Here is a 26,413-nt window from a genome sequence, read left to right as displayed (position 1 = left end):
CGTTCAGCAACCGCGCAGCTGCCGAATCACGATCTCACCGGTGTTGGCATTGGCCACGCTGCACTGGCGGTAGCGGCGGTCGGGGCTGTCCACGGCAATATGCAGGCGGACCCAGGTGGGCGCTTCCAACGCCTCTTCTTCCGCGTCGCGCTCCCTCGACTCGTCCGCGGCCTCGAGCAACTGCTCGGGGGCCTGTTGATAGTTGATTGACACCCCGCGTGCCGGCACGGCGGTGATGTAAGGCCGCAATGCCTGGAACAGGTCGGGATCGACGCCACGCACCAAGGCCAGCTCGCTTGCACTGGAGAGCATGGTCCCGGGGCTGCGGTAAGGCGGCTGCAGACCGGCATACCAGGGGTCGTCCACCTCCGGGTCCATCCAATCCCGGACGGCATGCAGGATACCGTCCGGGTCGACCCCGCCCAAGCCCTGCCCGGCAGCCACGTCCTCCACCAGGCGCAGGAAGGTGTCGCGGCTCTCCTCGTCGTCACTGTCGGCCAGGTTGTTCACATTAAGCCGGCAGTGCAAATCCTCGGCCACCAACTGCACCGCCATGCCGTCCAACTCCACCGAAACCGGTGGCGTGCGGCACTCATCCCAGGGGATGGCACCCGGGTTCTCCGCGATCAGCCTCAGCGCCTGGGCGGCCAGCGCCTCACCGCTGGCGGCATGCCAGTAAGCCTGGTCATGCTCGAGCAGATTGCCAGTGCGGCGGATATCCAGGTGTTGGCGGGTGGTCATGGCCACGGTGGCGATGGTCGCCAGGGCAACCACCAGCAGTGCCGTGACCAGGGCCACACCGTCTTGCCGCCGCGTGCCGCTCACTCAGCCTCCGTCGCCTCTTCCCCGCGCTGTTCCAAGGCTTGTTCCGCCAGGGCAGCCAGGGGGGCAACCCACTCCCGGACCCGGGCACGGCGCTCGTCGTCCTCGGCCACCCAGTCGGCGATGACGGGGCTGAAGTGGTAGTAAAGGCTGACGAGCTCCTGCCCCGCCTGGGTGGTGAGCAGCTCCTCGTCGCGAAACTCGCGCAGCGCCGCTACCGGGTCGTCCCACTCGCTGCCCCAGGCCGCCGTGGCGATGAAACAGCCGCTGCTGCTACTGCCACTACTACTGGAACCGTTGCCGGAATCATCATCGGACACCACCACCGTGTCAGAGGCGGTAGCGAACTCGGAACAGCCGCTGACCTCAGCGAAGGCACAAACGGCGTAGCGGTACTCACCCTCGTCAGGCAGCGGCACGGTTGCCTGTTCAACATTCTCATCGGTCGTCGCTACCCGCTTCCATTCGGCGTCGTTTTCGTTATCCGACAGGTCCCGCTCGTAAACGCGGAAGGCCTCTTCCACAGCGGAATTGTCTTGCCAACGGACAGCCACCTGCCCACCGATCGCGATGGCCTCGACGCTTGAGGGGGCCGTTGGCGGTACCGCCAGGGCTCTAGGCGCAGAACAGGCCACCTCCGGGTTCAAGCCCTTCACCGCACACACCCGGTAGGCGTTATAGCTGGGCTTAATGGGGGCTGGGGGTTCATGCTGGGCGTCGGTATCCCCTGACGATAGCGACAGCGATTCGATCCGTTCGAAGTCGCTTGCATCCTCCTCGCACTCAAACCCGGTGCAGTGTTCCAGCCACAAGTCGTCGACCTGGGTGCTGTTGTTGATCCAGCTCAATGCGATTTCGCTGCTGCCATCCTCCCGCTCCAGCCGAAGGTCACTGGGAGCCAGTGCGGGGACGTCATCAATCGCCGCGGTTACGGCGCGGCCGACATCCAGAATGCCGCCCGCCTTGGTCACCGAGGCCCAATCGGTCGAGCTGCCACCATCCCGGACAGACGCCAATAGCCGTTCCCGGACTTCCCGGTATGAGGTCTCGTCTGCACCATGCTCCGCCAGGATCAGTGCGGCCGCACCGACCACGTGGGGTACCGCCATCGAAGTGCCGCTCAAGCGCTCGTAACGATCCTCCGGGACGGTCCCGATAATGAGGTTACCGGGTGCAGCAAGTTCGATATCGTTACGCCCGAAATTGGAGAATGACGCAAGCTCATCGTCTTCGGTGGAGGCGGCGACCGCGATCACGTTCGACAGCCGGTAACTGGCCGGCCAGACGCCCGTGCCGGCGCCCTCGTAATCCAACTCCTCACCGCTGTTGCCTGCAGCAGCCACCACCAGCACATCGTCTTCTGCAGCGTCCGCGATGGCGGTTTTGAGGGTCTCACTGCGACTGGTAGTAAAGCTGGCATTTATAACCCGCACCCCGTCGGCAGCTGCCTGTTCCAGCGCGCATACGATATCGCTGATCGTGCCCCTGGCCGTTTGCCCATCGCCCTCGCTTTCCAGGACCACGTAATTTAGTAGCGACACCTCCTGGTTTACCCCCGCTACACCGATACCCTGCGCACCTATGGTCCCGGCCAGATGCGTGCCGTGGAGCTCTGGCCTCCCCCCGAAGTTGGACGTGTTCGCACAATCCGGATAAATCGGTTCGGCAAGATTCTGCTGCAGGTCTGGATGCTCGGTATCCACCTTGGTATCCAGCAGACCGACAAGCACGTCCTCAGAACCGGTGGTTTCCTCCCAGGCCTCCTCCACGTTGATGGCCTGCAATGCCCATTGCTCGCCATAGTTCTCGGGCTCGGGATCCGGGATCGAGGCACTGTACACGCGGTAGTTGGGCTCCACCCACTCCACGGACGGATCATCGGCATAAAGGCGCATGATTGCCTCCATGTCCGCCGACGGTGGCAGTCGCACATGTTCGGCACGTCCGCCCAGCAGCCGACGCGCTATGCTGGCCCCCACAGCCGAATGCACCGCGGCGGGGTGCTCCCCAGCGGCAACCGCCTCATCCCGGCGGACCACGAGCAACTCTCCCGGTGCCGCCGACTGACCCGCCCAGTCAGCCGAGGGGGCATCCCCCGCTTGGGCCCCGGGTTCCGCTGTGGCTACAGTGAGTGGTACCGGCAGGGCCAACGCCAGCCCAAGCCCCCCTAACAGAACGCCTCGGTGGATACGCATCATCGTTCTTGGTTCCCCGTGTCAGAGACCGCGAACACCCGCGAGATCTCACCCGCGTGTGCCGTCTCAAGCTGGATTTCGACGGCTACCGGCAGCCCTGCTTCCGGAGTATCCAGCTCCGGTGCAGGCCAGGCGCGGCTTCGAGTTGTACTGCCGTCTACCCCCGGATAGTAAAAGTAAAACTCCAAGGTCTGTATCTCATTACCCGACTTGTTGCCCAGTATAGCCACACGAGTTTGGGGTTCCTCCTCTCCACCGTCGATGGCAGGCCAGAGCAAGCGGTACAGCACGCCGTCGTCTACCTCGTAACCCACTCGGCGAAGCTCCGAGCGCGCGCCGTGGCTACGCGCCCCCGCGCTCACCAATTGCAGGCGCGGCGGGCTGCGGAGGTCGTCGAGCATCAGCGAGGGCCGGCGGTCGCCGTAGGCATCCCGTCGCGGGCGATCCACCAGTTGGCGCAGGTCCCGGTCGAGCATGGCGAAGGCCAGTTGTTTCTCGTCCAGCCGCTCAGCGGCCTGGTCGGTGTGTGCCCGGCTGTCCAGCACGGACATGAGCCCACCGTAGGCCATGACCGCGAGCAGGCTGAAGATAGCCATGGCGACCAGGAGCTCCAGCAGGGTGAACCCCTTGGGCGGATTACAGGTCATCGGGCAAGTGCTCATCAGCCCCTTCCATGTCCTCAGCATCGAACTCCCGGAGACTGTCGTCGCCCAGCACCACCTCGGCCTGGGCCAATGGTTGGCCCTCGCGCCCCTCATCGCCATGCACGGACACTTGCAGGCGGCGCAGCCCCGGGATCGCCGGCAGCCCGGCCAGTTCCGGCGACCAGGGCTCCAGGGTCGCCTGCCAGAACCAGTCCCGCCCTCCCAGACGCTCCACGCCATCCAGCGGACCGGATTCTGGCAGGGGCTCCAGGTCGGCCTGGAAACGGTTGATCTGGTTAGCGGCCACCCAGTGGGCGTGGGTGCGATCCCGCAGGTAGGCGGCGTTGGCGGCGTTCTCGCTGGCGACCTTGATGGCAGCCCCCAAGGCGGTGGCCAGTATCGCCAGGGCCACCAGCACCTCAAGCAAGGTGAAACCGCGCTGCCTAGTCATCCGGCAGCTCCTGGCGCAATTCGAGCTGCCCGCCGAGATCGCCGGTGACCACCCGCTTGCGATCAGGTTCGCGCATATCCCTGATAACCAGGTTGAATTCCGTCACCTCACCGGTGCCGTAAACGTAAATGTGCGGGTCCGGCTGCTCGGGCTGCAATTCAAGGCGCGTATCCACTCCCTCCAGGGTGAGCTCCAGCTCCAGGTCGTCGGGCAGCAGGTCGCGACTGCGCAGGTAACGGTGCTCGCCCAAGGGGAGCCACGCGGTAACCCCGTCCTCCACCTCCACCTCATGTAGGAAGTGATACCCGTGCTGTGTCACCCCTATCGCCAGGCTCGGCCCCCCGAGCATCACCTCCTGTCGGGCCAGCCCGGCCAGGGCGATGAAACGGTTGCCCTGCTCCTCGATCTGCTGGTCTCGGCCACCGGCACCCACGGAGAGCGCGGCCATCCCCACCACCAAGCCGAGAATGATGATGACAGCCAACAGTTCAAACAGAGTGAACCCGGCGGAGGCACTGGCCGGCCGGCAAGGCATAAGGGTCAGTCCAGCTCCCAGTTACCGATCTCGGCCTGCGCGCCGGAGCCGCCCGGCTGCCCATCCGCCCCGTAACTGAAGATGTCGATATCGCTGTGCTCCCCGGGGTTGAGGTACTGGTAGTCATTGCCCCAGGGGTCCTTGGGCAGTCGGTCCAGGTAGCCGCCCTCGCGCCAGTTGCGCGGCTGCGGGTCACCCGTGGGTTCCTCCACCAGCGCTTCCAGCCCCTGGTCGGTGCTGGGATAGACGTTGTTATCCAGCCGGTAGAGATTCAGTGCCGATTCGATGGCGCGGATATCGGAGCGGGCCTTGCTGATCCGTGCATCATCGGGCCGGTCCATGATCCGCGGGACCACGATACCCGCGAGGATACCGAGGATAACCACGACCACCATGATCTCAATCAGGGTAAAACCGGACTGCCGCCTTCTTGTCATCATGTCACCACTATCCTCCTTCTTGTTTCGGTATCCGACCGGGCCTTTACTGGACCAGCTGGTTCAGTTCAAAGACCGGCAGCAGAATGGCGAGCACGATCACCATGACCACGCCGCCCATCAACAGGATCAACAGGGGCTCAAAGAGCCCGAGGAACATGCCGGTCAGACTCTCCAGCTCTCGCTCCTGGTTCTCGGCAGCGCGGTCGAGCATTTGCTCCAGCTTGCCGCCCGACTCACCGCTGGCAATCAGGTGCACGGTGATAGGCGGGAAGTAGCCAGTCTGCTCCAGGGCACTCGCCAGCCCGCTGCCCTCGCGCACCCGCCGGGCCGCCGCCTCCACGCCCTGGCGCATGGGCTCGTTGCTCACTACCGCACCAGCAACCCGCAGCGCCTCCAGCACCGGTACGCTGCTGGCCGTGAGTATGCTGAGGGTGCGCGCAAAGCGGGCGGCATTGACGCCGCGAATCAGCCGGCCCACCAGGGGCAACCGCAGCAGCAGGGCGTGAAGCGCGTAGCGCGCCCGCGGCCGCTGGAACAGCCGCCCCAGAACCAAGAACAGCGCGATAGCGCCGATAGCGCCGTAGAGCACGTAATCCCGCATGAAGTCGCTGGTGGTGATGAGGGCCTGCGTCAGCAGGGGCAGGTCCTGACCGATATGATCGAAGACACCCACCACCTCGGGCACCACGTAGGTTAGCAGCGTCAACGTGACGCCAATGGCCATCAGGGTGAGGATGACCGGGTAGAACAGCGCCATCTGGACCTTTTGGCGCATTCGCTGACGGCCCTCGGTGTACTCGGCCAGGCGCTCCAGCACCACGTCGAGATGGCCAGACTTTTCCCCTGCCGCCACCGTGGTGCGGTAGATATCGGGAAAGACATGGGGGAACTCCCCCAGCCCCTGGGCCAGGCTGTAACCCTCCAGCACACGGTTGCGCACCGCCAGCATGAGGCTTTTCAGGCGCTGTTTCTCCGTCTGACGGGAGACGGTTCGCAGTACATCCTCCAGCGGCAGTCCGGAGCGCACCAGGGTAGCCATCTGCCGGGTCAGCAGGGCGAGATCCGTAGCGCTGACGCCGCGGGCCAGCAGCGGCCCCCTACCGGCCCGGGCCTCGCGCTCCTCCACCGCCTGGATCTGCAACGGCACCAGCCCCCGCTCACGCAGCTGTGTGCGCACGTGCCTTGGCGTATCCCCCTCCAGCACGCCCTTGCGCTGGCGGCCGCCCGCATCCAGGGCCTGGTACTCAAACGCACCCATAAGCGGACCGTCGCAATTGGTTCCAGGCTATCGACTGAGGCATTTACTCTTCCCGGGTGACCCTGAGCACTTCTTCGATGGAGGTCTCGCCGGCCAGGATACGGCGCACGCCGTCGGCGCGGATACTGGGCGAGCGGGTGCGGGCGTGCCGCTCCATCTGCTGCTCGCCGGCACCGTCGTGGATCATGCTGCGCAGGGTCTCGTCCAGGGGAATGAGCTCGTAGATGCCGGTACGGCCCTGGTAGCCGGTATGGTGACAGGCATCGCAGCCGACGGGCGCATGCAGGGTGGGCGGTGCATTGGCATCCAGCCCCAGCAGCTCGCATTCGCTGTGGTCCGCGCTGTAGGCCTTGCGGCACTCCGGGCAGAGCAGACGAACCAAGCGCTGTGCCATCATCCCCAGCAGGCTGGAGGCCAGCAGGTAGGGCTCCACCCCCATATCGCGCAGGCGGGTCACCGCCCCGATGGCGGTGTTGGTATGCAGCGTGGAAAGCACCAGGTGCCCGGTCAGACTGGCCTGGACGGCGATCTGCGCGGTCTCCAGGTCGCGGATCTCACCGATCATGACCACGTCCGGGTCCTGGCGCAGGATCGCCCGCAGGCCACGCGCGAAGGTCATGTCCACCTTGGTGTTGACCTGCGTTTGGCTGACACCGTCCAGGTAGTACTCGATCGGGTCTTCCACCGTCATGATGTTGCGCTGACGGTCATTGATGCGGCTCAGCGCAGCATACAGGGTGGTGGTCTTGCCGGAACCGGTGGGCCCGGTGACCAGCAGGATGCCGTGGGGCTTGTTCACCAGCGCATTCATGGCGGACAGGCTGTCCGGGTCCATACCCAGGTGGGAGAGGTCCAGCCGGCCGGCCCGTTTGTCCAGAAGACGCAGCACGACGCGCTCACCCTGCCCCGCAGGCAATGTGGAGACCCGGACGTCCACGGCGCGGCCCGCCACGCGCAGGGAGATGCGGCCGTCCTGGGGCAGGCGCTTCTCGGCGATATCCAGTTCGGCCATTACCTTGATGCGCGAGGTCAGCAGTGGCGCCAGCCCTACCGGTGGTTGCAGCACCTCGCGCAGCACACCGTCCACCCGGAAGCGTACGGTCATGCGGTGCTCGAAGGTCTCGATGTGGATATCCGAGGCGTCTTCCTTGATCGCCTCGGTGAGCAGCGCGTTGATCAGCCGGATGATGGGGGCGTCATCCTCGCTCTCCATCAGGTCTTCCGGCTCGGCCAGCTGCTGGGCGACACTGTGCAGATCCAGGTCGTCACCCAGGCCCGCCATCATCTGGGCGGCCTCACCGGCGCTGTGCTGGTAGGTCTCCTGCAGGTACTGGTCGAAGGTCTCGTCGTCTACTGATTCAACGTTCAGCGGACGTCCAAGCTGCCGCCGCAGCTCGGCAAGGGCCTGCGGGCTTACATCTGACCGGCAGGCGACATCTGCCGCGTTCTCCGTCCATTCCAGTGGTACGGCACCATGCCGACGCGCCCAATTGAAGGAGACACCACCGACCTCCCTACCAACCGGGGCATCCTCGCTCTCCAGGGCCTGCAACTGCTCTTCGACGCTGCTCATGGCCACCGAACACTCAGTCCAAAAAGCCGCGACGGGAGGGAGGCTGCAAGGTGTCCCGCCCGGGGCCCGTACCGGAGGAACTGTCCGGGCGGTCATCGTAGGCCGGCGGCAGTGACATGAGCTGTTCCGATTCCGCCAACACCGGGGAGAGCTCATCCGGCAGGAGCGGTACGCCATCATCCCGGAAACGCTGCTGAATGGCGCGCATACGGTTATAGGGGTCGGCGGTGGCGCGCTCCTGCGCCTCTGCATTGCGAATGATGACGGGACGCAGGAAGACCATCAGGTTGCGCTTCTCGCTCTCGCTGCGATCGTAGCGGAAGAGCCGGCCCAGGCCGGGGAGGTTGCCCAGCAGGGGCACGCTCTGGGTCCGGGTGCGCAGTTGGTCGTCGATGAGACCGCCCAACACCACGAGCTGACCGTTCTCGACCATGACACTGGTGCGCACGCTCCGCATATCGGTGATCAGGTCGGCGGCATCTTCCACCCGCCCCCCGATACTGGAGACCTCTTGCTCGATATCCAGCTTCAGCGTGTCGCCCTCGTTGATCTGGGGGCGGATACGCAACTGCACACCGACATCCTGCCGCTGGATGCTGCTGAAGGCCTGACCCGAGTCCTCGATGGCCCGCCCAGTGATGAAGGGCACATTCTGACCCACGACAATCTCGGCCTCCTCGTTGTCCATGGTCATCAGCGAGGGGGTGGAGAGAATGTTGCTGGCCGAGTCGCCGGACAAGGCACGAATCAGGGCGCCGACCTTGGTGGAACCGCTGAAATCACCGGCGCCGATTGACGCGCCGTCACCCAGATTGATATCGCCGAGCTCGCCTGAGTCCACCGCGGCACCGGTGCGAATGGCGTCGAGCAAACCACCGCCACCACTGGCTGCCCCGCCGAAGTTCACCAGCCCTACCCCGCTGTCCCCGGACAATACACCCCACTGCACGCCCAGCTCTTCGATGCGATCCTGCGATACCTCGGCAATCACGGCTTCTACCAGCACCTGGGCGCGACGGATATCCAATTGATCCACCACGGAGCGCAATGACCGGAGCACATCGGTAGGGCCATTCATCACGATGGCATTGGTACTCTCATGCGCCCGAATATCCAGTCCCTGGCCTGCCCCTTCTTCGCCCCCGCCGGAGTCGAGCAGGCTTTCACCAATTCCCTCTAAAACGGGTACTAGCTGCTCCGCGGAGGCAAAACGCAGGTAGACGACTTGCGCGGTACCCGCCCCGGCCATTTCCGAGTCCAATTGACTGATCAACGCACGTGCGGTGAGCCGCCGGTGCTCATCGCCGCTAATCATCACCGCGTTAGCCCGCTCATCCGGCACCACCCGCAAGCGGCGCCCGGCACGCTCCTCTTCTTCCAGTTCCTGAACCATCCGGGCCACCTCACCGGCCGAGGCATGCTCCAAGTGGATCACGTCGAAACCACCGCTGGTGTCCCGGTCCACGCGGTCAACGATGGCCTCGATCCGGTCCACGTTGGCCGCGGTATCGGACACGATCAGCGTGTTGGAGCCGGCATAGGCCGCCAGGTGGCCATCCTGCGGCACCAGGGGACGCAGAACTGGCACCATTTCATTGGCCTGGACATGCTCGACCGCGATGGCGCGGGTAACGACCTGCTCGCCGAGCCCACGGGTAGCCTCATCGCCACTGGGCACACTGTCCTGACGGGCGCGGGCGTGGGGGATGATGCGCACCCCCTCTGGCGTGGGTACCGTGGCGAAGCCGTGAATCTTCAGGGCGGATAGGAACACCTGGTAAAGCCCGTCCGAATCGACGGGGGTCTGCGAGACGATGGTGAGGTCCCCTCGTACCCGGGGGTCGACGATGAAGTTCACCCCCGTCTCCTGGGATACCAGCGCCACGACCTCTTTCAGGTCCGCATCCTGAAAGTTGAGCGTAATGCCTTCGTCCTCGTTGGCGTGGGCCTGGATGCCAAACCCGAACACCAGGCCCAGCAGAAGCACGCACGGCCATTGCCGGCCCCAAGTCGGCCACCTGAGTCGTCTCATTCAAACTCCACAACAATCGTTTCGGTGCGCCCGTCGCGGCGCACATCCAGATCGAGCCGGCTGGTTGTCCCCAAGCCCTCCAACAATTCGCCCATACGGGCCGGGTTATCCAGCGGCACGCCGTTCACTGCGGTCACTACGTCGTCATCCCGAAGCCCGGCCTCTCGGAACAGGGCCTGGTGCTCGCGTGGCTGCAGTCGGTAGCCCTGGAGTTGGCCCTGCTCCATCACCGGCCTGACGTTGACCATTTCCCACAACTGCTCCGGGTTGTCCGCGAGTGTGTCACGCAGCGAGGCCAGTTCCTGCGCATCGATCCTGGCAGCTGAAGGGGGCGTGCGCTCGGTAGCCGACGCGCTGGCCTGGCGACCATTGCTGTCCGGTTGTGCAAACACCTCGGCGGTCTGAACTTCGGCCAGGGAGCGCGGCAACTTCAGAGCTTCATGCTGGCCGTCTCGGCGCAGGATGACACGATCCGCCTGCACCTGGACGAGTTCTGCACCACCGGGCACCTCCTGCGATACCCGGTAGACCGCTACGCTGCCGCCCGAGGCAATCAGCGCGGCACCCGCCCCCTGCCCCCCTCTGGACACGACCCCCTGGAGTTGAAGGTTGAGTCGTGTCTCAGGCAGGTCATCGGCAATTACAGCCTGATCGGCGTCTTCTTCTGTCGCCTCACCGAGCAAACTCATCGATGCGACATGCCCCAGGCCCTGACGGGCCTCACTGGCCCGACCTGCGCTTTCAGGCCCGGCTGGGGTATTTGCATCGATGGCTGCGGCCGGTATCTGGTCGGCCGGGCTGTAGCCCAGCGACCACCAGGTCAACTGGGCTCCCCCTTGCGCCAGCAGTATCACCAGCACCAGCGCTAACGCTCTTCGAAGCCAACGGGATTGCAGCAGGCGGTTGCCGAGACGTCCTAGGTCGGCACGCCGCAGACTGGCTATTGTTTTAGGCATTCCGGGCCCCCGATAGTCTTGCGGCAGGATACCGCAGTCACCCCACCCATTGAAGCCATTCGTCCCTGGTGGGAATCGCTACGGGCAGACCGATGATTTACCATTGCAGCCTTCGCCAGAAAGTTGGATTGGAGTCCCTGATGCGCGCACGCTCTTTGCTGCTCTACACCACGCTTGCAACGGCACTGGCCGGTTGTGCCAGCACATCCGGTCCGGAGCGGAGCACCGCCTCTGCTGCCGATTTGTACAGAGCGGGAGTCGAGGCGCTCGAGTCCGGCGAGCGCGGGGAAGCGAAGGCGAAATTTAATGGGCTGTTGGAGGCCCACCCGGGTTCGGGGCATGCCGGCCAGGCCAAGGCGGAATTGGCCTGGATTGCCTACCAGGCTGGGGACATGACGGAGGCCCGCGCCGTTTCCGGCCGACTGGCCGAGCAGCAGGCCGATCATCCGGCTGTCCCTTACGCCCTGTATGTCCGGGCCATGGCGAAGGAACATGAATGGGAGGCGAGCCAGGACGACGGCCCCGGGGACCAGCAACTGGCAAGGCAGGCGTTCGGCGCCTATCGCGATGTGGCAGAGCATGACGCAGAGAGTGAGTTCGCGGAGAAAGCGCTCGAGGCAATGAGCCGGCTGAGGGAGTCGGTGGCCCGACATGAACTGGCATTAGCAGAAGAACAACTCGCGGCTGGCAATTATGAAGAAGCGCTCGATCGCGCCCGGTACGTAGGAGAACACTACCCGAGGGCTACCAGTGCTGCCGATGCAATGGCACTACAGGTGAGCGCACTGCGAGAGAAGGGCGACGACGAGGCAGCGGACCAGGCCAAGCAGATCCTGCACCTTCACCACCCCGACCACCAAGCCGCCTCACCTTAGAAGACAATGCCCGGAGAGGGAAAACCTCCTCCGGGCACTATCCATACAGATGACTAACAAAGTACTAAAAGATGCGCTTTACGGAGATGGCGTGCACTCAGCAAAGGCTGACTCATCAAAGTCGATGAACTCCTCGGCATCGTCGTCCTCGTCCATGTCATCCAAGTCTGCCTGAGTGAAGCAGCCGTCTCCTGCATCGAGCGGCCCAGTGGCCCCTTCAACGCATACCTCTCCGTTGCCGTAGGTAAGCATCAGGTCAACAGCCTGGCCCCCGACCTCGCCGGAAACCGCAAGCGTACCCGTCTCCGGGAACTCGCCATCTTCATAGGCATCCGTGCTGTACCGCAGGTCCTCCTTCGTCTCCCAAGTCAATTCCTGTTGAAAGCCTTGACCACTACCGGAGGCGTTACTGGCAAAACTCATAACGAGCCCGCCGTTGATACTCAAGTCAAACTTGTCAGCCCCAGAGACTGGCGTAGCCTCAACCCTCAGACCATTGCCCCCAGCGACCGCATACTCCATATCGAAGTAGGTACTGCCGCACTCCATGGTGATGTCTTGCGAGAAGTCCTGGGTCATCTGAGTGAGGAAATCGTCCTCGACGTTATTGTTCTCGTTGTATTCATGGGTAATCCCACCGTTCATGCGCATGACGGATGTTAGCGGCTCGGCATCCCCAGACTCCATTGCGATTTCCGTGAGCCAATCATTGGCGTCGAAGCTGGTTACATTCGCGTAATCCGGGGACTCAGATGCCCACGACTCGTCCACCGTCAACTGACCGTCGACCAGAGTCTCCAAACGGAAGTACATGAATTCGTCTTGTTCCTCAACATCCCGGCATTGATCCGCCTGGACATCCAGAAAGTCCACGTCACGGTCAACGTTGATAGTGCCGCCCTCACCACATTGATGCGATCCCCAGCCATTTGAGCCGGCGGCGATGGCTCCACCAGATTCCCGGGTCAGCTTTTCCTCAATTTCGGAAGCACCACTCGCAACGGCCCCGCCCGCGAGATCAAACCCGCCCTCCGGTTCTGCCTGCTCCATCGCGGCTTCAATAAGGGTGTCAACCTCATCCACCGCATCGATAGACCCTGCCGCTGCTGCGGTATCTGCCTCTTCCTGAGTCAACTGGACCTGCTGAACGTCCCGGTCGGTATCGCCACCGTTGCCGCTGCTACTGCTACTGCTGGAGTTACAACCAGCAACAATCAGCGGCACCACGGCGCCTGCAACCAAAAGACGGCCCAGGTGACGGCCCCACAAATTCACGTTCGAAGTCATTCGCTTCCCTCCTAACCAAAAAATGCTGCCGAACGGTCAGCAGCTCCATCTCGCACCACGCGGCTGATCCCATCAGCCCTATACGGGTGCGCTCCAGGCGATGCCAGGCAGACTGCCCAACATCGCCCTTAGCCCTGTTTCCCGGGCACCCCTAGCGTTATTGTGCACTTCTGGAAAAACACGTGGAGAGTAGCGTCTAGTGCCCCAAGCATCAGACTTTACCCACGATGTATTAATGATTTTTTATAAACTTTAGCCTAGCCGCTTCTCCCTAGCCTGTCGAGCAGATCACAATTGACAGTGTCAATTGATATCCAGGAATCAAAAGAAGCAGACTGTTTGGATTAAAGTAATTAATTAAACAGGCATGTTTCAGTGTGCGCCTGACCTCTCCCCTTTTTGACGAGTGCTGCCGCCCATGGCACCGGGGCCACCTCAGCCCCTGCAGCAGTCGTTCAACCCCGCCTTGCCCATCCGACGCAGCGCATGGAACAAGAGTCCGTTAAACCGGTCAGGATCCTCTACTTGCTGGAAGTGTCCGCGCCCTCAAGGCCGTAGTTCCCGGATTCGGTCGCTCCAACACACCCCCGGCACTGCCAGAGACCAAGTTGTCGTTGACGGCTTGAGCCGGGCGCAACACCTCGTCCAACGCCGGCGCGGAGTCTCGCGCCAGGTGGCCCACTAATCGTCCGGATCCCGCAACAACGTCATCGGCGATTGCCGGTAATGGTCTCGCGTGGCCAGTGCCCCGGCAGCCCACACCAGCACCGCCCCACCCGCCACACCCAGCGCTGGCAGCCAGGGGTTGAACTGGTAGTCCAGATCGAACAGCGGCCCGGCCGCGCCCCAGCCGGCCAAACCGGCCGCCACCCCGGCCAGGCCGCCACTCAGCGCGCCCAGCAGCAGGAACTCGCGCCGCGCCATGCGCCGGATGTGCGCCCGGCTGGCCCCCAGCGAGCGCATGAGGGCGGTCTCGAATCGGCGCTGGTCACCGGTGATCTGCAGCGCGGCCAGCAGCACCAGCACCCCGGCCACCAGGGTGAGGGTGGCCATCAGCTCCACCACCCGTGAGCCCTGACGGATAATGTCGCGCACCGCTTCCAGGATGGCCCCCAGGTCCACCGGGGTGACGCTGGGGAACTGGCGCACCAGGTCGGCAATGACCCGGGCCTCGCCCTCCGGCAGGTGGAAGCTGGTGATGTAGGTGGTGGGCGCGTCCGCCAGCAACCCGGGGTTGCCGATGACGAAGAAGTTGGCGTTAAAGCTGTCCCACTGCACCCGGCGAATGCTGGTCACCTCCCCGGTGACCTCGCGCCCACTGATGCGGTAGGTGAGCGTATCGCCCACATCCACGCCAATCCGCTGGGCGATGTCCTCCTCCACCGACCACTGGGGTCGGTCGGCCTGACGCTCATCGAACCAGCGCCCGCGGATCACCCGGTTGTCGTCGGGCAGGTTGTCCGTATGCGAAAGGTTGAACTCGCGGGCCACCAGCCGGCGGGTACGCGGCTCAGCGTAATCTTCCGGGTCCAGCGCCTCGCCGTTCATGCCCACCAAGCGGCCGCGGATCATCGGGTAGAGTTCGGCACTGACACCCGCTCGGTCTGCGAGGAACCGCTCCAACTCGTCCACCTCGTCCGGCTGGACGTTGATCAGGAAGTAGTTGGGCGCCTCCGGATCCACGCCCCGCTCCCAGGTGGCCAGCAGGTCCTCGCGCACCACCGAGAGCAGCAGCAGGGCCGTGAGCCCCAGCCCTACCGCGACGATCTGCAGGGTGGCGGTGGCCGGCCGGCGCACCAGGCCGGACAGGGTGGTGATGCGGGCCCGCCGGGTGCGGCGCAGGCCATAGACCACGGCGGCGGCGATCGCCCCCAGGGCGGCCAGCCCGGCCATCACGGCACCGAAGACGGCCGCGGCCAGGCGCAGGTCACCCCCCTGCCACCACATCAGCCCAAAGATGACGGCCAGCGCCACCGGATAGGGCAGCCAGCCCCGCAGCACGCCGCTACCGGCGTCCCGACGCAGCACCCGCAGCGGCGGCACGTCGCGCAGCCGCAGAAGGCTGGGCAGGGCGAAACCGAGCAGCGCGGACAGCGCCACGAGGGTACCGGTGAGCGCCGGCAGCGGTCCGGCGCCGGCCAGGTCGTCCGGCAGGTAATCGGCCAGCAGGGCGACCATGCCCAGATGCAGCCCGTAACCGAGCGCGGTGCCAATCAGCCCGGCCAGCAGCCCCAGCCAGAGCAGCTTCCAGGTGAGGATGGCGGTGACCTGGCGCTGGGTGGCGCCGAGGCAGCGCATGATGGCGATGCGATCAATCTGGCGGCTGGCGTAGTGCCGGGCGGTGAGCAGGATGGCCACGCCGGCCACCACCACCGTGAGCAGCGCCGCCAGGCCGAGGAAGCGCTGGGCCTGCTCCATGACCGAACTGAGGGCCGGGTCGCCCTCCCCCGGCGCCTGCAGTTCCGCCTCCGGGGCGTGGTCGGTGAGCCAGGCCTCGTAGCGGGCGAGGTCGGCGGGCTCGCCGGCGAGCATCAGGCGATAACGAATGCGGCTGCCCTCCTGGACCAGGCCGGTGCCCTCCAGGTCGTCCCAGTGGATCAGCACCCGCGGGGCCAGGTTGAAAAAGCCGCCACCGCGATCCGGCTCCAGGGCGATCAGCCGCTCGGTGTCCAGCGCCCGGGCGCCCACCTCCAGGGTGTCGCCCACATCCATCTCCAACAGCGGCAGCAGCCGCGGCGCGATCCAGGCCGCGCCCGGCTCCGGCGGTTGCTGCACAGCGCTGAGCGGCCCCTCCGGCTCGTCGCGCAGTTGCAGGCTGCCGCGCAGAGGGTAGCCGGACTCCACCGCCTTCAGGGAGACGAGCTGGGTGTACTCGCCGGCCACCACCACGCTGGGGAACTCAGCACTGCGCACCGTTTGCAGGCCGTAGTCGCGGGCCTGGTCCACCCAGTCCTCCGGGATGGGGTCGTTGCTGCGCACCACCCGGTCGCCGCCCAGCAGTTCGGCGGCGCGCACGTCGGTGGCCTGGGAGACGCGGTCGGCCAGCCAGGCCACCCCGGAAACGGCGGCCACGGCGATAATCACCGCCGCCAGCAGCAGGCGCAGTTCGCCGGCGCGCCCATCCCGCCAGAGCAGGCGCAGGGCCTGCCGCCAGGCGCTCATACCCCCTCCAGCCGGCCGTCGGCCAGGTTCAGCACGCGGTCGCAGCGCTCGCCCAGGGCCGGGTCGTGCGTCACCAGCACCAGGGTGGTGCCCTGCTCGCGATTGATCCGGAACAGCAGATCGGCCACCTGCTCGCCGGTGCGGCGGTCCAGGTTGCCGGTGGGCTCGTCCCCCATCAGCAGGCTGGGCTCGGTGACCAGCGCGCGGGCAATGGCCACCCGCTGCTGCTCGCCGCCGGAGAGCTGGCGCGGGTAGTGGTGCAGCCGGCCGCCCAGGCCCACCCGGGCCAGGGCCTCGCCGGCCCGTGCCCGGGCACGGGCGCCGCCGGCGAGTTCCAGCGGCAGCATGACGTTCTCCAGCGCATTCAGCCCGCCCAGCAGGTGGAAGGCCTGGAAGATGAAGCCCAGGTGCTCCCCGCGCACTCGGGCGCGCTGGTCCTCGTCCAGGGCGGTGATCTCCTGATCAGCGAGCCAGACGCGTCCGCCGGTGGGCACATCCAGGCCCGCCAGCAGTCCAAGGAGTGTGGACTTGCCCGAGCCGGAGGCGCCGAGAATGGCCACGGACTCACCTCGGGTAATGCTAAGATCCAGCCCGTCGAACAGCCGGATCTCGCCGTCCGGCCCGGAGAAGCGCATGGTCAGCCCCTCGGTGCGCAGGACCGGTGCACGGGTGGCGATACCGGCTTCGGGCTCAGTGCTTTCGCTGGCCATACTGGAGGTTACCGTCATGCTGCTGCGTCTCCTGCTGATTGTTCTGTTGCTGGGCCCGGTCACCGCCACGGTGGCGGCCGAGGCCCCGCGCATCGCGGTGCTGGGCGACAGCCTGAGCGCGGCGTACGGCCTGGAGCGCGAGCGCGACGGCTGGGTGGCCCTGTTGCAGGACCGGCTGGCCGACGAGGGCCACCCGCACAAGGTTATCAATGCCGCCACCAGTGGCGATACAACCCGGCAGGGGCTGAACCGGCTGGCCGACCTGCTGGAGGCGCATGACCCGGAGGTGCTGGTGGTGCAACTGGGCGGTAATGACGGGCTGCGCGCCCTGCCCCCGGCAGAGACCCGGCGCAACCTGTCCGCCATCATTGAAATGGGACAGTCGGCGGGGGCGGAGGTTCTGCTGGTGGGCATCCGCCTGCCGCCCAACTACGGGCCAGCCTACAACGAACGCTTCGAGGCGCTGTTCCACGAACTGGCCGACGACTACGGCATCCCGCTGGTGCCCTTCCTGCTGGAGGGCATCGCCACCGAGGGCGGCCTGATGCAGGACGACCGCATCCACCCCAACGCCGAAGCGCAGCCGAAGATGCTGGAGCTGGTCTGGCCGGAGTTGGCGCCGCTACTCTGACCAGACCGGGGCGGGATCAGAGGCGGGGCGTGGCGCTGCCGGTGATGCCGTCATCATCCGCCTTGGCAGTCTGCTCCTCCGCGGACGGACGGGGGTCCTCTTCCGCCGGCCCCTGCCGCTCACCGCCGAACAGTTCCATCAAGCGCGGGTAGAAGCGCTGCAGCTCCAGGCTCATCAGGGAGAAGTCCACGTCCAGACGCTCTTCGGGGGTCTCAGCCTCCTCTTCGGCGGCCTGTTCCTGGACCATGTCCAGGAACTTCAGGCGTTTGACCACCAGGCTGGCGTCCAGCACGCAGGAGAGGCGCTCGCCCCAGGTCAGTGCCAGGGTGCGCACACGCTTGCCGGCCTGGATGTGGGCGCGCATCTCCTCGGCCACCAGGTCCTGGCGCTTGACCCGCACCTCGCAGCCCTCGGCGCGCGGGTCCTCCAGCACCGCCTCCTCGCCCAGCTCGATATCGCCGGGGATGTCGTCCTCGGCCAGCCAGCGGGTCATCACCGCCTGCGGGCTCTCCTTCGTCTCCGGCAGGGCTACCGGCAGGGTGCCCAGCGCTTCGCGCAGGTGCTCGACGAAGTCCTCGGCGGCCCGGGCGCTCGCGGTATCCACCACCAGCCAGCCGTCACGGGCGTCGATGTAGCCCCAGGTGCGCCGGTGGCGGCTGAAGGCACGCGGCAGCAGATCGAGGATCACCTCCTCCTTGAGTTGATCCTTCTCGCGCCGGCGCACCTTGCGGCTCTCTTTGTGCTCGATCTCACCGACCTTCTCATCCAGCGCATCGCGAATGACCGAGGCGGGCAGCAGCTTGCTCTCCTCGTGCAGGCAGAGCAGGTGGAAGTTGCCCACCGAGTGAGTCAACGGCGCATCGGGCTGGCCCATGGGCGGCACCCACCCCACCCGCTGCATCTCAAAGCGGGCGGCGGGCTCCCAGGCAAAGGCGGCCAGCGCCTCTTGCAGACCCTCGGCGGTCTCGCGCAGGGGAGATTGGAGCTTGTACAGGGTGAGGTTCTTGAACCACATGGCGTGCATCCGCTGCGACTGGAAAGCGGGACATTATGCGAGCCAGGCATCTGCGGGACAACCGGCAACGGTGGCAATCGCAAGCGGACGGGGCGTGACTGCGAGACAGGCACTTTATGATGGGTAGCACATAAAAATCACTTATGCGCCAAATCCTATATTGCCGGCTTATCGCGTTTAGCGCATAATCAACGCATGAACGTCCTCGCCCGCACCCCCAAACAACTCGGCAATCTCATCCGCCGGGCCCGCAGGAAACAACACCTCACCCAGCAAGCCCTGGGAGAGCGGGCCGGCTATCGGCAAGAGACGATCTCTCTGGTAGAGAACGGCAACCCGGCCGTCAAACTGGAAACCCTGCTCGCCATTCTGGCCGCGCTCGATCTGGAACTGCAGGTCGCCACCCGCACCAAGGGTGACGCCACCGATATCGAGGCACTGTTCTGATGCCGAGGCAGCCGCGCCATATCCCGCTATCCGTTCTCCTGTATCCACGAAAGCGTCAAGCACGCGCTCGCCAATCGGCTACGCACATTGCAGGCAACACTTTAAGAACGGCAGCGCAGGCGAGTCGTTGCGCTCAATTCAACCACCAGATCGCGCCATTGAGCACCATCGCGAACGCCACCCACAGCGCGTAGGGCACGAACAGCCACGCCGCCCAGCGGTCCACCTCGCCGAACTTGCGGATGCAGGCCAGCAGCACGAGAAAGAGCAGACTGATCCAAACCAGCGCCGCGCCAGTCGCCTGCAGCCCGAAGAAGATCACCGACCAGCACAGGTTCATCACCAGTTGCAGGCCCCAGAGCGCCAGCACGCCACGCCCCTGCGCCCAGCCCAGCACCCGCCACAGGCGCCAGCCGGCCACGCCGATGGCCAGGTAAAGTACCGTCCACACCGGCCCGAATAGCCAGTCCGGCGGGTTGAACGGCGGCTTGGCCAGCTCCCGGTACCAGTCATCCACGCTGGTAGCGGTCACCGCGCCCCCCAACGAAGAGACCACCAACACCATAAACAGAAATGCCAGCAGCATCGGGAAATGGCTGCGCGGATTGGTGCGCATTTGATCCGTCATGAGACCTGATCCTCTCCATTGAAACTGGCTTGCCCCGCCGTTACTGCGAGCCCCGAAGGGGCGCCCACTCGGAGCCCCACGGCCCGCCTCGCCGCCCCGGCCAACCGCCAACACCATGTTGCCACGGGCAAACGCCGCCGACTCTGGTATATACTGCGGCGCAACCGAACACCCGACGGATCAACGACTATAAAACGACCCACCCCGGAGGACGCCAATGGCTACCATCCGCCAGGATGACTTCATCCAGAGCATTGCCGACGCGTTGCAGTATATCTCCTACTACCACCCCAAGGACTTCATCGACGCCGCCCACGAAGCCTGGGAAAGGGAGGAATCGCCTGCCGCCAAGGATGCCCTGGCGCAGATCCTGATCAACTCCCGCATGTGCGCCGAGGGCCGCCGGCCCATCTGCCAGGACACCGGCATTGTCACCGTGATCCTCAAGATCGGCATGAACGTGCAGTGGGACGCGGAGATGAGCGTCGAGGACATGGTCAACGAGGGCGTGCGCCGGGCCTACAACCTGCCCGACAACAAGCTGCGCGCCTCCATCCTGGCCGATCCGGCCGGCGCTCGGAAGAACACCGGCGATAACACCCCGGCGGTCATCCACATGTCGCTGGTGCCCGGCGACACGGTGGACGTGCAGGTGGCGGCCAAGGGCGGCGGCTCCGAGGCCAAGACCAAGTTCGCCATGCTCAACCCCTCCGACTCTGTCGTCGACTGGGTGCTGGAGCAGGTGCCGAAGATGGGTGCCGGCTGGTGCCCGCCCGGCATCCTGGGCATCGGCATCGGCGGTACCGCCGACAAGGCCATGCTGATGGCCAAGGAGGCCTGCATGGAGAGCATCGACATCCATGAGCTGAAGGCCCGCGGCCCGCAAAACACCGCCGAGGAGCTGCGCCTTGAGATCTTCGACAAGGTCAACGAGCTGGGCATCGGCGCCCAGGGGCTCGGCGGGCTGACCACGGTGCTGGATATCAAGATCCGCGACTACCCCACCCACGCCGCCAACAAGCCCGTGGCCATGATCCCCAACTGCGCCGCCACCCGCCACGCCCACTTCGTGCTGGACGGCTCCGGCGTGGCCGATCTGCCGGCACCCAAGCTGGAGGACTGGCCGCAGGTAGCCCGCGAGGGCGGCGGCGAGGTCAAGCGCGTGAACCTCGACGAAGTGACCACCGAGGAGGCCCAGAGCTGGAAGCCGGGCGATACCCTGCTGGTGTCCGGCACCATCCTCACCGGCCGCGATGCCGCCCACAAGCGCATGACCGACATGCTCAGCCGCGGCGAGGAACTGCCCGTCGACCTGAAGGGCAAGTTCATCTACTACGTGGGCCCGGTGGACCCGGTGCGCGACGAGCCGGTCGGCCCGGCCGGCCCCACCACGGCCACCCGGATGGACAAGTTCACCGACCAGATGCTGGCCGAGACCGGCCTGATGGGCATGATCGGCAAGGCAGAGCGCGGCCCCGAGGCAGTAGAGGCCATCCGCAAGCACGGCGCGGTCTACCTGATCGCCGTGGGTGGCGCGGCCTACCTGGTGTCCAAGGCCATCCGCAAGAGTCGGGTGGTGGCCTTTGAGGACCTGGGCATGGAGGCCATCCACGAGTTCGAGGTGGAGGACATGCCGGTGACGGTCGCGGTGGACAGCCGCGGCGAGTCGGTGCACGAGACCGGCCCGCGCGAGTGGCAGGCCCGGATCAAGGGGATCCCGGTCACCGAGGCCTGAGGAGGGTGCGCACCCCATGAGCCAGACGCCCCCGCCGGCCAGGTCGCCAGAAGAGCTGCCCATGTTGGCACCCTGCCGCCAGGTGGGGGTGGATGCCCCCTGGCGCTGGTTGCGTCGGGGGTGGGCAGACCTGCGCGCCGCGCCCCGGCAGAGCCTGCTCTTCGGCGCAATTACCGTGATCCTCAGTTACCTGGTCACGGGGGCGACATGGCAGTTCGGCAACCTGGGGCTTTACCTCGGACTGGTTTCCGGCTTTGTCTTCGTGGGACCGTTGCTGGCCTTGACGGTCTACGCGCTTAGCCTGCAACTGGAACGTGGGGAAAACGTCTCGTTGCGCCGGGGTTTACGCAGCACCCTCAGGTCACTGCGCAGCACCCTGTTCTTCGCCGTCATCCTGGTGGTGGTGCTGCTGATCTGGGCGCGGGCCGCCAACACCCTTTATGTCTTCTTCCCGGATACCGCCGAGCCCGCAATCGGGGAATTGGCACTGTTCCTCGGCAGCGGCATGGCCGTTGGGGCGCTGTTCAGCCTGGTGGTGTTCGTGGCCAGCGCCTTCTCGCTGCCCATGTTGATCGAGCGCCGCGCGGATGCGATCACCGCAGTGGTCACCAGCGTCAATGCGGTCATGCGCAACAAGCCGGCGATGCTGACCTGGGCGTTGATAATCGTGGGCTGTGTCGGGATTGCCGTCGCTACCGCCTGGCTGGCCTTTCTGGTGCTTATGCCGCTGCTGGGCCATGCCACTTGGCACGCATACCGAGAGACGATCGACGCATCGGAATGGCCGTTGCTGGAGCCGGAGACGGGCCCGGAGACGGACTAGACGCACTAGGCAGACCGTAAAACTGCTCAGTCCGCCGCACCCATCAGCGCCTTTTCCAGCTCTGCCAACTCGGCACGGGCGGCGTTGAGTACCTCCACGTCGGCCTCCGGCCCCTCGCCCGGCAACTGCAGGCGGCTTAGTGCCGGGGTGGTGTGCAAGGTCTCCAGCGCCGTGTCATCACCGCCGTTGGCGGCGCAGAATAGTCGGGCCACGACCACGGCATCAGCCAGATCGGCCGGACCATCGTGCTGGCGCATGAAGTCGGTGCTCGCCTCCGGCACCTCGACCAGGTCCTCGTCAAAGTCCCAGGCCTCCAGCACCTCGCGCCCCACCAGGCCGCTCAGCCCCTGCACCACTTCCGACAGCTCCGTGCTGTCCGATATGCCGGCCTTCTCGGCGAACGTCACGATGGGCACGGCGCCGATATCGTGGGTCAGGCCCGCGAGCAGGCAGCGGTCCATGTCGAGTCCGGCCGCGGAGCGTTGCGCGATGACGGCCGCTGTCACGGACACCGCCACGCTGGTGCGCCAGTTCTGCTTAAGCAGACGCCGCGCCGAGGGGGACTGGCTTTCGAAGGGCGCCGACAAGGTCATGGCCAGCGCCAGTTTCTTCACCGTGATGAAACCGAGCATGGCCACGGCTTCGCGCAGGGTGGTCACCCGTCCCCCGCTGCGCCGGTAGACCGGGCTGTTGGAGGCCTGGACCACCCGCGCGGCCACGGAGGGCTCGAGCTGCACGATGCGGCCGAGCGCGGTGAGATCCGCCTCCTCCTCCGACAGCCCCTTCAAGCGCAGCGTGATCTCCGGCATCACCGGCAGGTCCAGCGTACCCGCATGCAAGTGATGCAGAATGCGCTGAAACAGGCGCATGCCCGATTCATCCACCTGCACCTCGTGGACATCGTATCCGGCGCTCCGCTCCTCGTCGGCGAGCACATCAAACAGCGGCCGGGGGAGGCGCATGATGACACTGTCCACGTCCGCCCGCGCCACGGTCTGATGGGGCCGCCCGTCGAAGAGCGGCTCACGCGCCGCCTCCGAGTCCGCGGTGATCCTATCGGCGCCACCCCCCTTGGAGACCAGCGTGAACTGCCCGTGGAGCAGGTAGACGAGACTCCGGTCCTCGTTGGGCGCCTGCAGGGTGTCCCCGCGGTTCACCCGGGACAACTCCGCCTTCTCGCTCAGCCGGGCCAGGCGCGTCTCACTCAGTTCGTTCAGCGGCGCCAACGAGGCCAGCCGTGTCTCGTCAGGAATGGCGATCATAGGTGGTCAGGGTCATCTGCCAGGCAACAATGACGGCCATCTTGCCACAGGTTGTCGCCGCCTGCCGTGTCCTGTCGCACGGCACGCCCCGGCTGTATACGCTGCCGGTTTAACTGGAGAAAATCGCCGCGTATACTGAAAGGTTCATTCTCGAAAAATCAGGTGTAACACCATGCAGGTTGCCAAAGACCGGGTCGTGTCCATCGACTACACCCTGAAAGACACCGAAGGCACGTTGCTGGACTCCTCCGAGGGTCGCGGGCCGCTGGCTTACCTCCACGGCGCGGGCAACATCATCCCGGGCCTGGAACAGGCGCTGGAAGGCCAGGACAACGGCGCATCGGTGGAAGTAACCATCGAGCCCTCCAATGCCTACGGCGAGCGCGACGACAACCTGATTCAGGATGTCCCCAAGCAGATGTTCGATTCGGTGGACAAGGTCGAGCCCGGCATGCAGTTCCAGGCCCAGACCCCCAACGGCGCGCAGCTGATCACCGTGCGCGAAGTGGGCGACGAGACCGTGAAAGTGGATGCCAACCATCCGCTGGCCGGCGTCACCCTGAACTTCGATGTGAAGGTGGTGGACATCCGCGACGCCACCAGCGAAGAGGTCGAGAACGGCCAGCCCGAACAGCAGCAGTAAGCTGCCCGGGCGGCCCCGCCGCCCCATCGGGTAAACGCGCCCCCGGCAGGCCGCTCTGCGCGGGCCGGGGGCGGTTCGCCTACCGGAAGACTCGGGAAAGCGCCCCGCTCACCAGCGGAACACCGCCTCCACGCAGTTCCCCCGCCCCTGCCACTCCAGGCGCTCACACAGGGCACTGACCAGCATCAGGCCTCTCCCGGCCGGCGTCACCAACGCCTCCGCCTCTGGGTCATCGCCATCCGATGCGTCCGCCTGCATTTGGTTTTCCGCCAACCACGCCTGCAGGCCCTGATAATCAAACCCCGGGCCGTCATCCTCGACGCGGATCACCAGGCGCTCGCCCTCGTTACGCAACCGGAAGGTGATCTCGCCCTCGGCCAGGTCCGCGAGACGGCTCTCGCGCATCTCGTAGTACGCGACAAAGCCGTCTTCGGTCTTCTTGATGCCGGAGTCCAGCCCCAACAGCCCGTGTTCCAGGGCGTTGGCATAGAGTTCGGCCAGCACCATGTAGACGCTCTGCCGTTGCTGCACCGGACCGTGCAATCGCTCCACCGCACCGAGCAACAGGGGCAGCGGGTTCATCCGGCGCAACAGTGCCGCGCCCAGCCGGATCTCACAGCCCCATTCGCCCTGGCGTACGTCAGGGCCTGTCTCTGCCGCCAGGCCATCGGCCTCGCGGCAGCCGGCCAGCTCACTCAACAAGCGACCGCAGTCTAACTCGACAAAGGTGATGTCATCCGCGCCGGGCAGGTCGTGCCCCAGGTGCGCGACCAGCGCCTGCTCGAGCCGCTCCACCCCTTGGTCCGGTGCCGATTCCGTCAGCACCTGCTCCACCTGCTGCTGGCCAAATGGTTGCCGGCCCCCGGCCTCCACCACGCCGTCGCTGCACAGGAACAGCCGGTCGCCGGCCTGCAACTCCAGCATAGTGGGCAGCTCCCGGCCCGGTGAGTGGGCGCCGTCCACGCCCAGGGGCAGCTGGCTGGAGCCGATGCGGTGGCGGACCGTGCCATCCCGGCCAATGACCAGCAGGGGCGGCATGGCGCTGTTCCACACGGTGAGGGTACGACTCACCGGATCCAGCTCCAGGGTGATCGCCGCCAGGAACATCTCCGCCGGCAGGGCCTCGCACATGCGGGCATCGGCCTCGCGCAGCACTTCCGCCGGGGAGAAGCCTTTACGGGTCATGCTGCGGAAGATGTTCGACAGGGGAATGACACCGATGGCCGCCGCAATGCCGTGCCCGGTGAAATCGCCCAGCATGAGCATCAACCGCCCACCCGGGGTGCAACCGGCCAGCAGGATGTCACCGCTGAGGATCTCGGCCGGATGGTAGCGGTAGCGCAGCCCCGGGGTTTCCAGCACCGGCGACGCCACGGCCTTGCCCACGATACGGCGCGCCAGTTGCTGCTCCATGTCCAGGCGCTGCTGATGGCGCTCCAGCTCATCGTGCTGGCCCTGCAACGTCCGGTGCATGGCCTGGGTGCGCAGCCAGGAGTCGATCTTGGCGTTGAGCTGGACCCGGCTGATCGGCTTGGTGAGGAAGTCATCCCCGCCACAGGCCACGCACTCGGCCAGCCGCTTCTCGTCGGTGAGGGCGGTAACGAACAATACCGGGATGAACCGCCCGGTCTCGGCCTCGATGCGCTTGATATGCCGGGTGGCATCGTAGCCGTCCATGCCCGGCATCATCACGTCCATCAGGACCAGGTCGCAGTGCCCGTCACGCACCCGGTCCACCGCTTTGGCGCCGTCCTCGGCCGTGGCCACATTGAAGCCGCGGGCCTTCAGGATCATCTCCAACAGCAGTACGTTGACCGGCTCGTCGTCCACCACCAGCACGGTCAGCTCGTCCGGCTCCGGCACCCGCTCCCTGTCCGTCGGGTCGGTATCGGTCAGCCCTGGCGAGTCCGCGGCACTCATTTAGGAATCCCCGCGGGCCTCAACCCCGTTGCGCTCAATCTGAAAGAGCTTCTGGAAGTTGGCGATGCGCAGGATCTTCTCCACCTCTTCCTGGCAGTTGCACAGCACCACTTTGGCTCCCTGGCCGGAAGCGTGCTCGCGCAGCAGCAGCAGCATGCCCAGCGCCGAGCTGTCCATGTACTCCGCCTGGGCAAGATCCACCCGGTACACCTCCACCCCGTTGTGGCCACGGTAGGCCTGGCGAAAGGGCTTGTGGAGCGCAAAGTCGAACTGGCCCTTGATCTCCAGCACCAGTTCCTTGCCGTTGCGGGCGGTGTAATCTTTGACTGACATGGGCTCTCCCCGGTTTCTTAAAGGGCGATAAAACTC

At 65.6% G+C, this 26,413-nt stretch carries 24 protein-coding genes; 6 read left to right on the top strand and 18 right to left on the bottom strand.

What is annotated here, in order from left to right; translation table 11 throughout:
• Nucleotides 1-3 precede the first annotated feature (3 nt).
• Genes gspK through gspC form a run of 10 tightly spaced genes read right to left on the bottom strand, consistent with a single transcriptional unit; the run spans nt 4 to nt 10,906 of the window.
• Nucleotides 4-825 carry a type II secretion system minor pseudopilin GspK gene (gspK, locus tag DFR31_RS11090; protein WP_121442748.1) on the bottom strand — a complete coding sequence of 274 codons (822 nt, stop codon included), beginning with the start codon at nt 823-825 and terminating at the stop codon, nt 4-6.
• Nucleotides 822-3,017 (bottom strand): S8 family serine peptidase, encoded by a 2,196-nt coding sequence (locus tag DFR31_RS11085; RefSeq protein WP_425452563.1) that lies wholly within the window; start codon nt 3,015-3,017, stop codon nt 822-824. Before DFR31_RS11085 ends, gspK begins: the two co-directional genes overlap by 4 nt.
• Entirely contained in the window at nt 3,017-3,679 is a 663-nt protein-coding gene (gene gspJ, locus DFR31_RS11080; RefSeq protein WP_170153672.1) for a type II secretion system minor pseudopilin GspJ, read from the bottom strand. Before gspJ ends, DFR31_RS11085 begins: the two co-directional genes overlap by 1 nt.
• Complete coding sequence (gene gspI / locus DFR31_RS11075) at nt 3,654-4,112, bottom strand: type II secretion system minor pseudopilin GspI (protein ID WP_121442745.1); 459 nt, start codon at nt 4,110-4,112, stop codon at nt 3,654-3,656. The genes gspJ and gspI overlap by 26 nt, the downstream gene beginning before the upstream one ends.
• Entirely contained in the window at nt 4,105-4,647 is a 543-nt protein-coding gene (locus DFR31_RS11070; RefSeq protein WP_121442744.1) for a pilus assembly FimT family protein, read from the bottom strand. The genes gspI and DFR31_RS11070 overlap by 8 nt, the downstream gene beginning before the upstream one ends.
• Nucleotides 4,648-4,652: 5 nt before the next feature.
• Entirely contained in the window at nt 4,653-5,087 is a 435-nt protein-coding gene (gspG, locus tag DFR31_RS11065) for a type II secretion system major pseudopilin GspG (protein WP_121442743.1), read from the bottom strand.
• A gap of 43 nt (nt 5,088-5,130) precedes the next feature.
• Nucleotides 5,131-6,345, bottom strand: coding sequence for a type II secretion system inner membrane protein GspF (gene gspF, locus DFR31_RS11060; RefSeq protein WP_121442742.1), 1,215 nt, complete (start codon nt 6,343-6,345; stop codon nt 5,131-5,133).
• A gap of 43 nt (nt 6,346-6,388) precedes the next feature.
• A complete protein-coding gene (gene gspE, locus DFR31_RS11055; RefSeq protein WP_121442741.1) occupies nt 6,389-7,918 on the bottom strand; it encodes a type II secretion system ATPase GspE in 1,530 nt (509 codons plus the stop codon).
• Nucleotides 7,919-7,931: 13 nt separating this feature from the next.
• Nucleotides 7,932-9,950 carry a type II secretion system secretin GspD gene (gene gspD, locus DFR31_RS11050; RefSeq protein ID WP_121442740.1) on the bottom strand — a complete coding sequence of 673 codons (2,019 nt, stop codon included), beginning with the start codon at nt 9,948-9,950 and terminating at the stop codon, nt 7,932-7,934.
• The gene (gene gspC / locus DFR31_RS11045; RefSeq protein ID WP_121442739.1) at nt 9,947-10,906 is read right to left on the bottom strand and encodes a type II secretion system protein GspC; all 960 of its coding nucleotides are present in this window, start codon (nt 10,904-10,906) and stop codon (nt 9,947-9,949) included. Before gspC ends, gspD begins: the two co-directional genes overlap by 4 nt.
• A gap of 140 nt (nt 10,907-11,046) precedes the next feature.
• Between gspC and DFR31_RS11040 the strand changes: the two genes are divergently transcribed.
• Entirely contained in the window at nt 11,047-11,781 is a 735-nt protein-coding gene (locus tag DFR31_RS11040; protein ID WP_170153671.1) for an outer membrane protein assembly factor BamD, read from the top strand.
• Between the two features lie 78 nt (nt 11,782-11,859).
• Here DFR31_RS11040 and DFR31_RS11035 read toward each other — a convergent pair whose 3' ends face one another.
• The 3 genes from DFR31_RS11035 to DFR31_RS11025 all read right to left on the bottom strand — a co-directional run bounded on the left by DFR31_RS11035 (nt 11,860) and on the right by DFR31_RS11025 (nt 16,940).
• The gene (locus DFR31_RS11035) at nt 11,860-13,068 is read right to left on the bottom strand and encodes a hypothetical protein (RefSeq protein ID WP_121442737.1); all 1,209 of its coding nucleotides are present in this window, start codon (nt 13,066-13,068) and stop codon (nt 11,860-11,862) included.
• Between the two features lie 681 nt (nt 13,069-13,749).
• Nucleotides 13,750-16,230, bottom strand: a complete 2,481-nt coding sequence (locus DFR31_RS11030) for an ABC transporter permease (RefSeq protein ID WP_121442736.1) — start codon at nt 16,228-16,230, stop codon at nt 13,750-13,752.
• A complete protein-coding gene (locus DFR31_RS11025; RefSeq protein WP_425452562.1) occupies nt 16,227-16,940 on the bottom strand; it encodes an ABC transporter ATP-binding protein in 714 nt (237 codons plus the stop codon). Before DFR31_RS11025 ends, DFR31_RS11030 begins: the two co-directional genes overlap by 4 nt.
• 16 nt (nt 16,941-16,956) lie before the next feature.
• Here DFR31_RS11025 and DFR31_RS11020 point away from each other — a divergent pair, with 16 nt between their 5' ends.
• On the top strand, nt 16,957-17,571 hold the full coding sequence (locus tag DFR31_RS11020) for an arylesterase (RefSeq protein WP_121442735.1): 615 nt from the start codon (nt 16,957-16,959) through the stop codon (nt 17,569-17,571).
• A gap of 16 nt (nt 17,572-17,587) precedes the next feature.
• Here DFR31_RS11020 and DFR31_RS11015 read toward each other — a convergent pair whose 3' ends face one another.
• The gene (locus DFR31_RS11015; RefSeq protein ID WP_121442734.1) at nt 17,588-18,586 is read right to left on the bottom strand and encodes a recombination-associated protein RdgC; all 999 of its coding nucleotides are present in this window, start codon (nt 18,584-18,586) and stop codon (nt 17,588-17,590) included.
• Between the two features lie 195 nt (nt 18,587-18,781).
• Between DFR31_RS11015 and DFR31_RS11010 the strand changes: the two genes are divergently transcribed.
• Nucleotides 18,782-19,033, top strand: coding sequence for a helix-turn-helix transcriptional regulator (locus DFR31_RS11010; protein WP_121442733.1), 252 nt, complete (start codon nt 18,782-18,784; stop codon nt 19,031-19,033).
• 133 nt (nt 19,034-19,166) lie between these two features.
• Here the strand turns inward: DFR31_RS11010 and DFR31_RS11005 are convergent, their stop codons facing one another.
• The gene (locus DFR31_RS11005; RefSeq protein WP_245971170.1) at nt 19,167-19,661 is read right to left on the bottom strand and encodes a TspO/MBR family protein; all 495 of its coding nucleotides are present in this window, start codon (nt 19,659-19,661) and stop codon (nt 19,167-19,169) included.
• A 217-nt stretch (nt 19,662-19,878) separates the two neighbouring features.
• Here DFR31_RS11005 and DFR31_RS11000 point away from each other — a divergent pair, with 217 nt between their 5' ends.
• Nucleotides 19,879-21,396: a fumarate hydratase gene (locus tag DFR31_RS11000; RefSeq protein WP_121442732.1), complete on the top strand. Its 1,518-nt coding sequence runs from the start codon at nt 19,879-19,881 to the stop codon at nt 21,394-21,396.
• A gap of 16 nt (nt 21,397-21,412) precedes the next feature.
• Nucleotides 21,413-22,219, top strand: coding sequence for a DUF2189 domain-containing protein (locus DFR31_RS10995; protein ID WP_121442731.1), 807 nt, complete (start codon nt 21,413-21,415; stop codon nt 22,217-22,219).
• A gap of 26 nt (nt 22,220-22,245) precedes the next feature.
• Here DFR31_RS10995 and DFR31_RS10990 read toward each other — a convergent pair whose 3' ends face one another.
• Nucleotides 22,246-23,481, bottom strand: a complete 1,236-nt coding sequence (locus DFR31_RS10990; protein WP_121442730.1) for an HDOD domain-containing protein — start codon at nt 23,479-23,481, stop codon at nt 22,246-22,248.
• Nucleotides 23,482-23,653: 172 nt separating this feature from the next.
• Here DFR31_RS10990 and DFR31_RS10985 point away from each other — a divergent pair, with 172 nt between their 5' ends.
• Nucleotides 23,654-24,124 (top strand): FKBP-type peptidyl-prolyl cis-trans isomerase, encoded by a 471-nt coding sequence (locus tag DFR31_RS10985; RefSeq protein WP_121442729.1) that lies wholly within the window; start codon nt 23,654-23,656, stop codon nt 24,122-24,124.
• Nucleotides 24,125-24,232: 108 nt separating this feature from the next.
• Here DFR31_RS10985 and DFR31_RS10980 read toward each other — a convergent pair whose 3' ends face one another.
• Together DFR31_RS10980 and DFR31_RS10975 are read right to left on the bottom strand one after the other, a co-directional pair.
• The gene (locus tag DFR31_RS10980) at nt 24,233-26,044 is read right to left on the bottom strand and encodes an ATP-binding SpoIIE family protein phosphatase (protein WP_121442728.1); all 1,812 of its coding nucleotides are present in this window, start codon (nt 26,042-26,044) and stop codon (nt 24,233-24,235) included.
• The gene (locus tag DFR31_RS10975) at nt 26,045-26,377 is read right to left on the bottom strand and encodes an STAS domain-containing protein (RefSeq protein ID WP_121442727.1); all 333 of its coding nucleotides are present in this window, start codon (nt 26,375-26,377) and stop codon (nt 26,045-26,047) included. It abuts the gene before it with no gap.
• Between the last annotated feature and the right edge of the window lie 36 nt (nt 26,378-26,413).

The organism is Alkalispirillum mobile, assembly GCF_003664325.1.
Classification (GTDB): domain Bacteria; phylum Pseudomonadota; class Gammaproteobacteria; order Nitrococcales; family Halorhodospiraceae; genus Alkalilimnicola; species Alkalilimnicola mobilis.
Note: the sequence above shows the minus strand (reverse complement) of the source record. Positions and strands in the feature narration are given on the sequence as shown.

Bases quoted from the DNA above. Each gene is read 5' to 3' on its own strand.
- DFR31_RS11085 (WP_425452563.1), bottom strand. From the start codon at position 3,017: ATGCGTATCCACCGAGGCGTTCTGTTAGGGGGGCTTGGGCTGGCGTTG.
- gspJ (WP_170153672.1), bottom strand. From the start codon at position 3,679: ATGAGCACTTGCCCGATGACCTGTAATCCGCCCAAGGGGTTCACCCTG.
- gspI (WP_121442745.1), bottom strand. From the start codon at position 4,112: ATGACTAGGCAGCGCGGTTTCACCTTGCTTGAGGTGCTGGTGGCCCTG.
- DFR31_RS11070 (WP_121442744.1), bottom strand. From the start codon at position 4,647: ATGCCTTGCCGGCCGGCCAGTGCCTCCGCCGGGTTCACTCTGTTTGAA.
- gspG (WP_121442743.1), bottom strand. From the start codon at position 5,087: ATGATGACAAGAAGGCGGCAGTCCGGTTTTACCCTGATTGAGATCATG.
- gspF (WP_121442742.1), bottom strand. From the start codon at position 6,345: ATGGGTGCGTTTGAGTACCAGGCCCTGGATGCGGGCGGCCGCCAGCGC.
- gspE (WP_121442741.1), bottom strand. From the start codon at position 7,918: ATGAGCAGCGTCGAAGAGCAGTTGCAGGCCCTGGAGAGCGAGGATGCC.
- gspD (WP_121442740.1), bottom strand. From the start codon at position 9,950: ATGAGACGACTCAGGTGGCCGACTTGGGGCCGGCAATGGCCGTGCGTG.
- gspC (WP_121442739.1), bottom strand. From the start codon at position 10,906: ATGCCTAAAACAATAGCCAGTCTGCGGCGTGCCGACCTAGGACGTCTC.
- DFR31_RS11040 (WP_170153671.1), top strand. From the start codon at position 11,047: ATGCGCGCACGCTCTTTGCTGCTCTACACCACGCTTGCAACGGCACTG.
- DFR31_RS11035 (WP_121442737.1), bottom strand. From the start codon at position 13,068: ATGACTTCGAACGTGAATTTGTGGGGCCGTCACCTGGGCCGTCTTTTG.
- DFR31_RS11030 (WP_121442736.1), bottom strand. From the start codon at position 16,230: ATGAGCGCCTGGCGGCAGGCCCTGCGCCTGCTCTGGCGGGATGGGCGC.
- DFR31_RS11025 (WP_425452562.1), bottom strand. From the start codon at position 16,940: ATGGCCAGCGAAAGCACTGAGCCCGAAGCCGGTATCGCCACCCGTGCA.
- DFR31_RS11020 (WP_121442735.1), top strand. From the start codon at position 16,957: ATGCTGCTGCGTCTCCTGCTGATTGTTCTGTTGCTGGGCCCGGTCACC.
- DFR31_RS11015 (WP_121442734.1), bottom strand. From the start codon at position 18,586: ATGTGGTTCAAGAACCTCACCCTGTACAAGCTCCAATCTCCCCTGCGC.
- DFR31_RS11010 (WP_121442733.1), top strand. From the start codon at position 18,782: ATGAACGTCCTCGCCCGCACCCCCAAACAACTCGGCAATCTCATCCGC.
- DFR31_RS11005 (WP_245971170.1), bottom strand. From the start codon at position 19,661: ATGACGGATCAAATGCGCACCAATCCGCGCAGCCATTTCCCGATGCTG.
- DFR31_RS11000 (WP_121442732.1), top strand. From the start codon at position 19,879: ATGGCTACCATCCGCCAGGATGACTTCATCCAGAGCATTGCCGACGCG.
- DFR31_RS10995 (WP_121442731.1), top strand. From the start codon at position 21,413: ATGAGCCAGACGCCCCCGCCGGCCAGGTCGCCAGAAGAGCTGCCCATG.
- DFR31_RS10990 (WP_121442730.1), bottom strand. From the start codon at position 23,481: ATGATCGCCATTCCTGACGAGACACGGCTGGCCTCGTTGGCGCCGCTG.
- DFR31_RS10985 (WP_121442729.1), top strand. From the start codon at position 23,654: ATGCAGGTTGCCAAAGACCGGGTCGTGTCCATCGACTACACCCTGAAA.
- DFR31_RS10980 (WP_121442728.1), bottom strand. From the start codon at position 26,044: ATGAGTGCCGCGGACTCGCCAGGGCTGACCGATACCGACCCGACGGAC.
- DFR31_RS10975 (WP_121442727.1), bottom strand. From the start codon at position 26,377: ATGTCAGTCAAAGATTACACCGCCCGCAACGGCAAGGAACTGGTGCTG.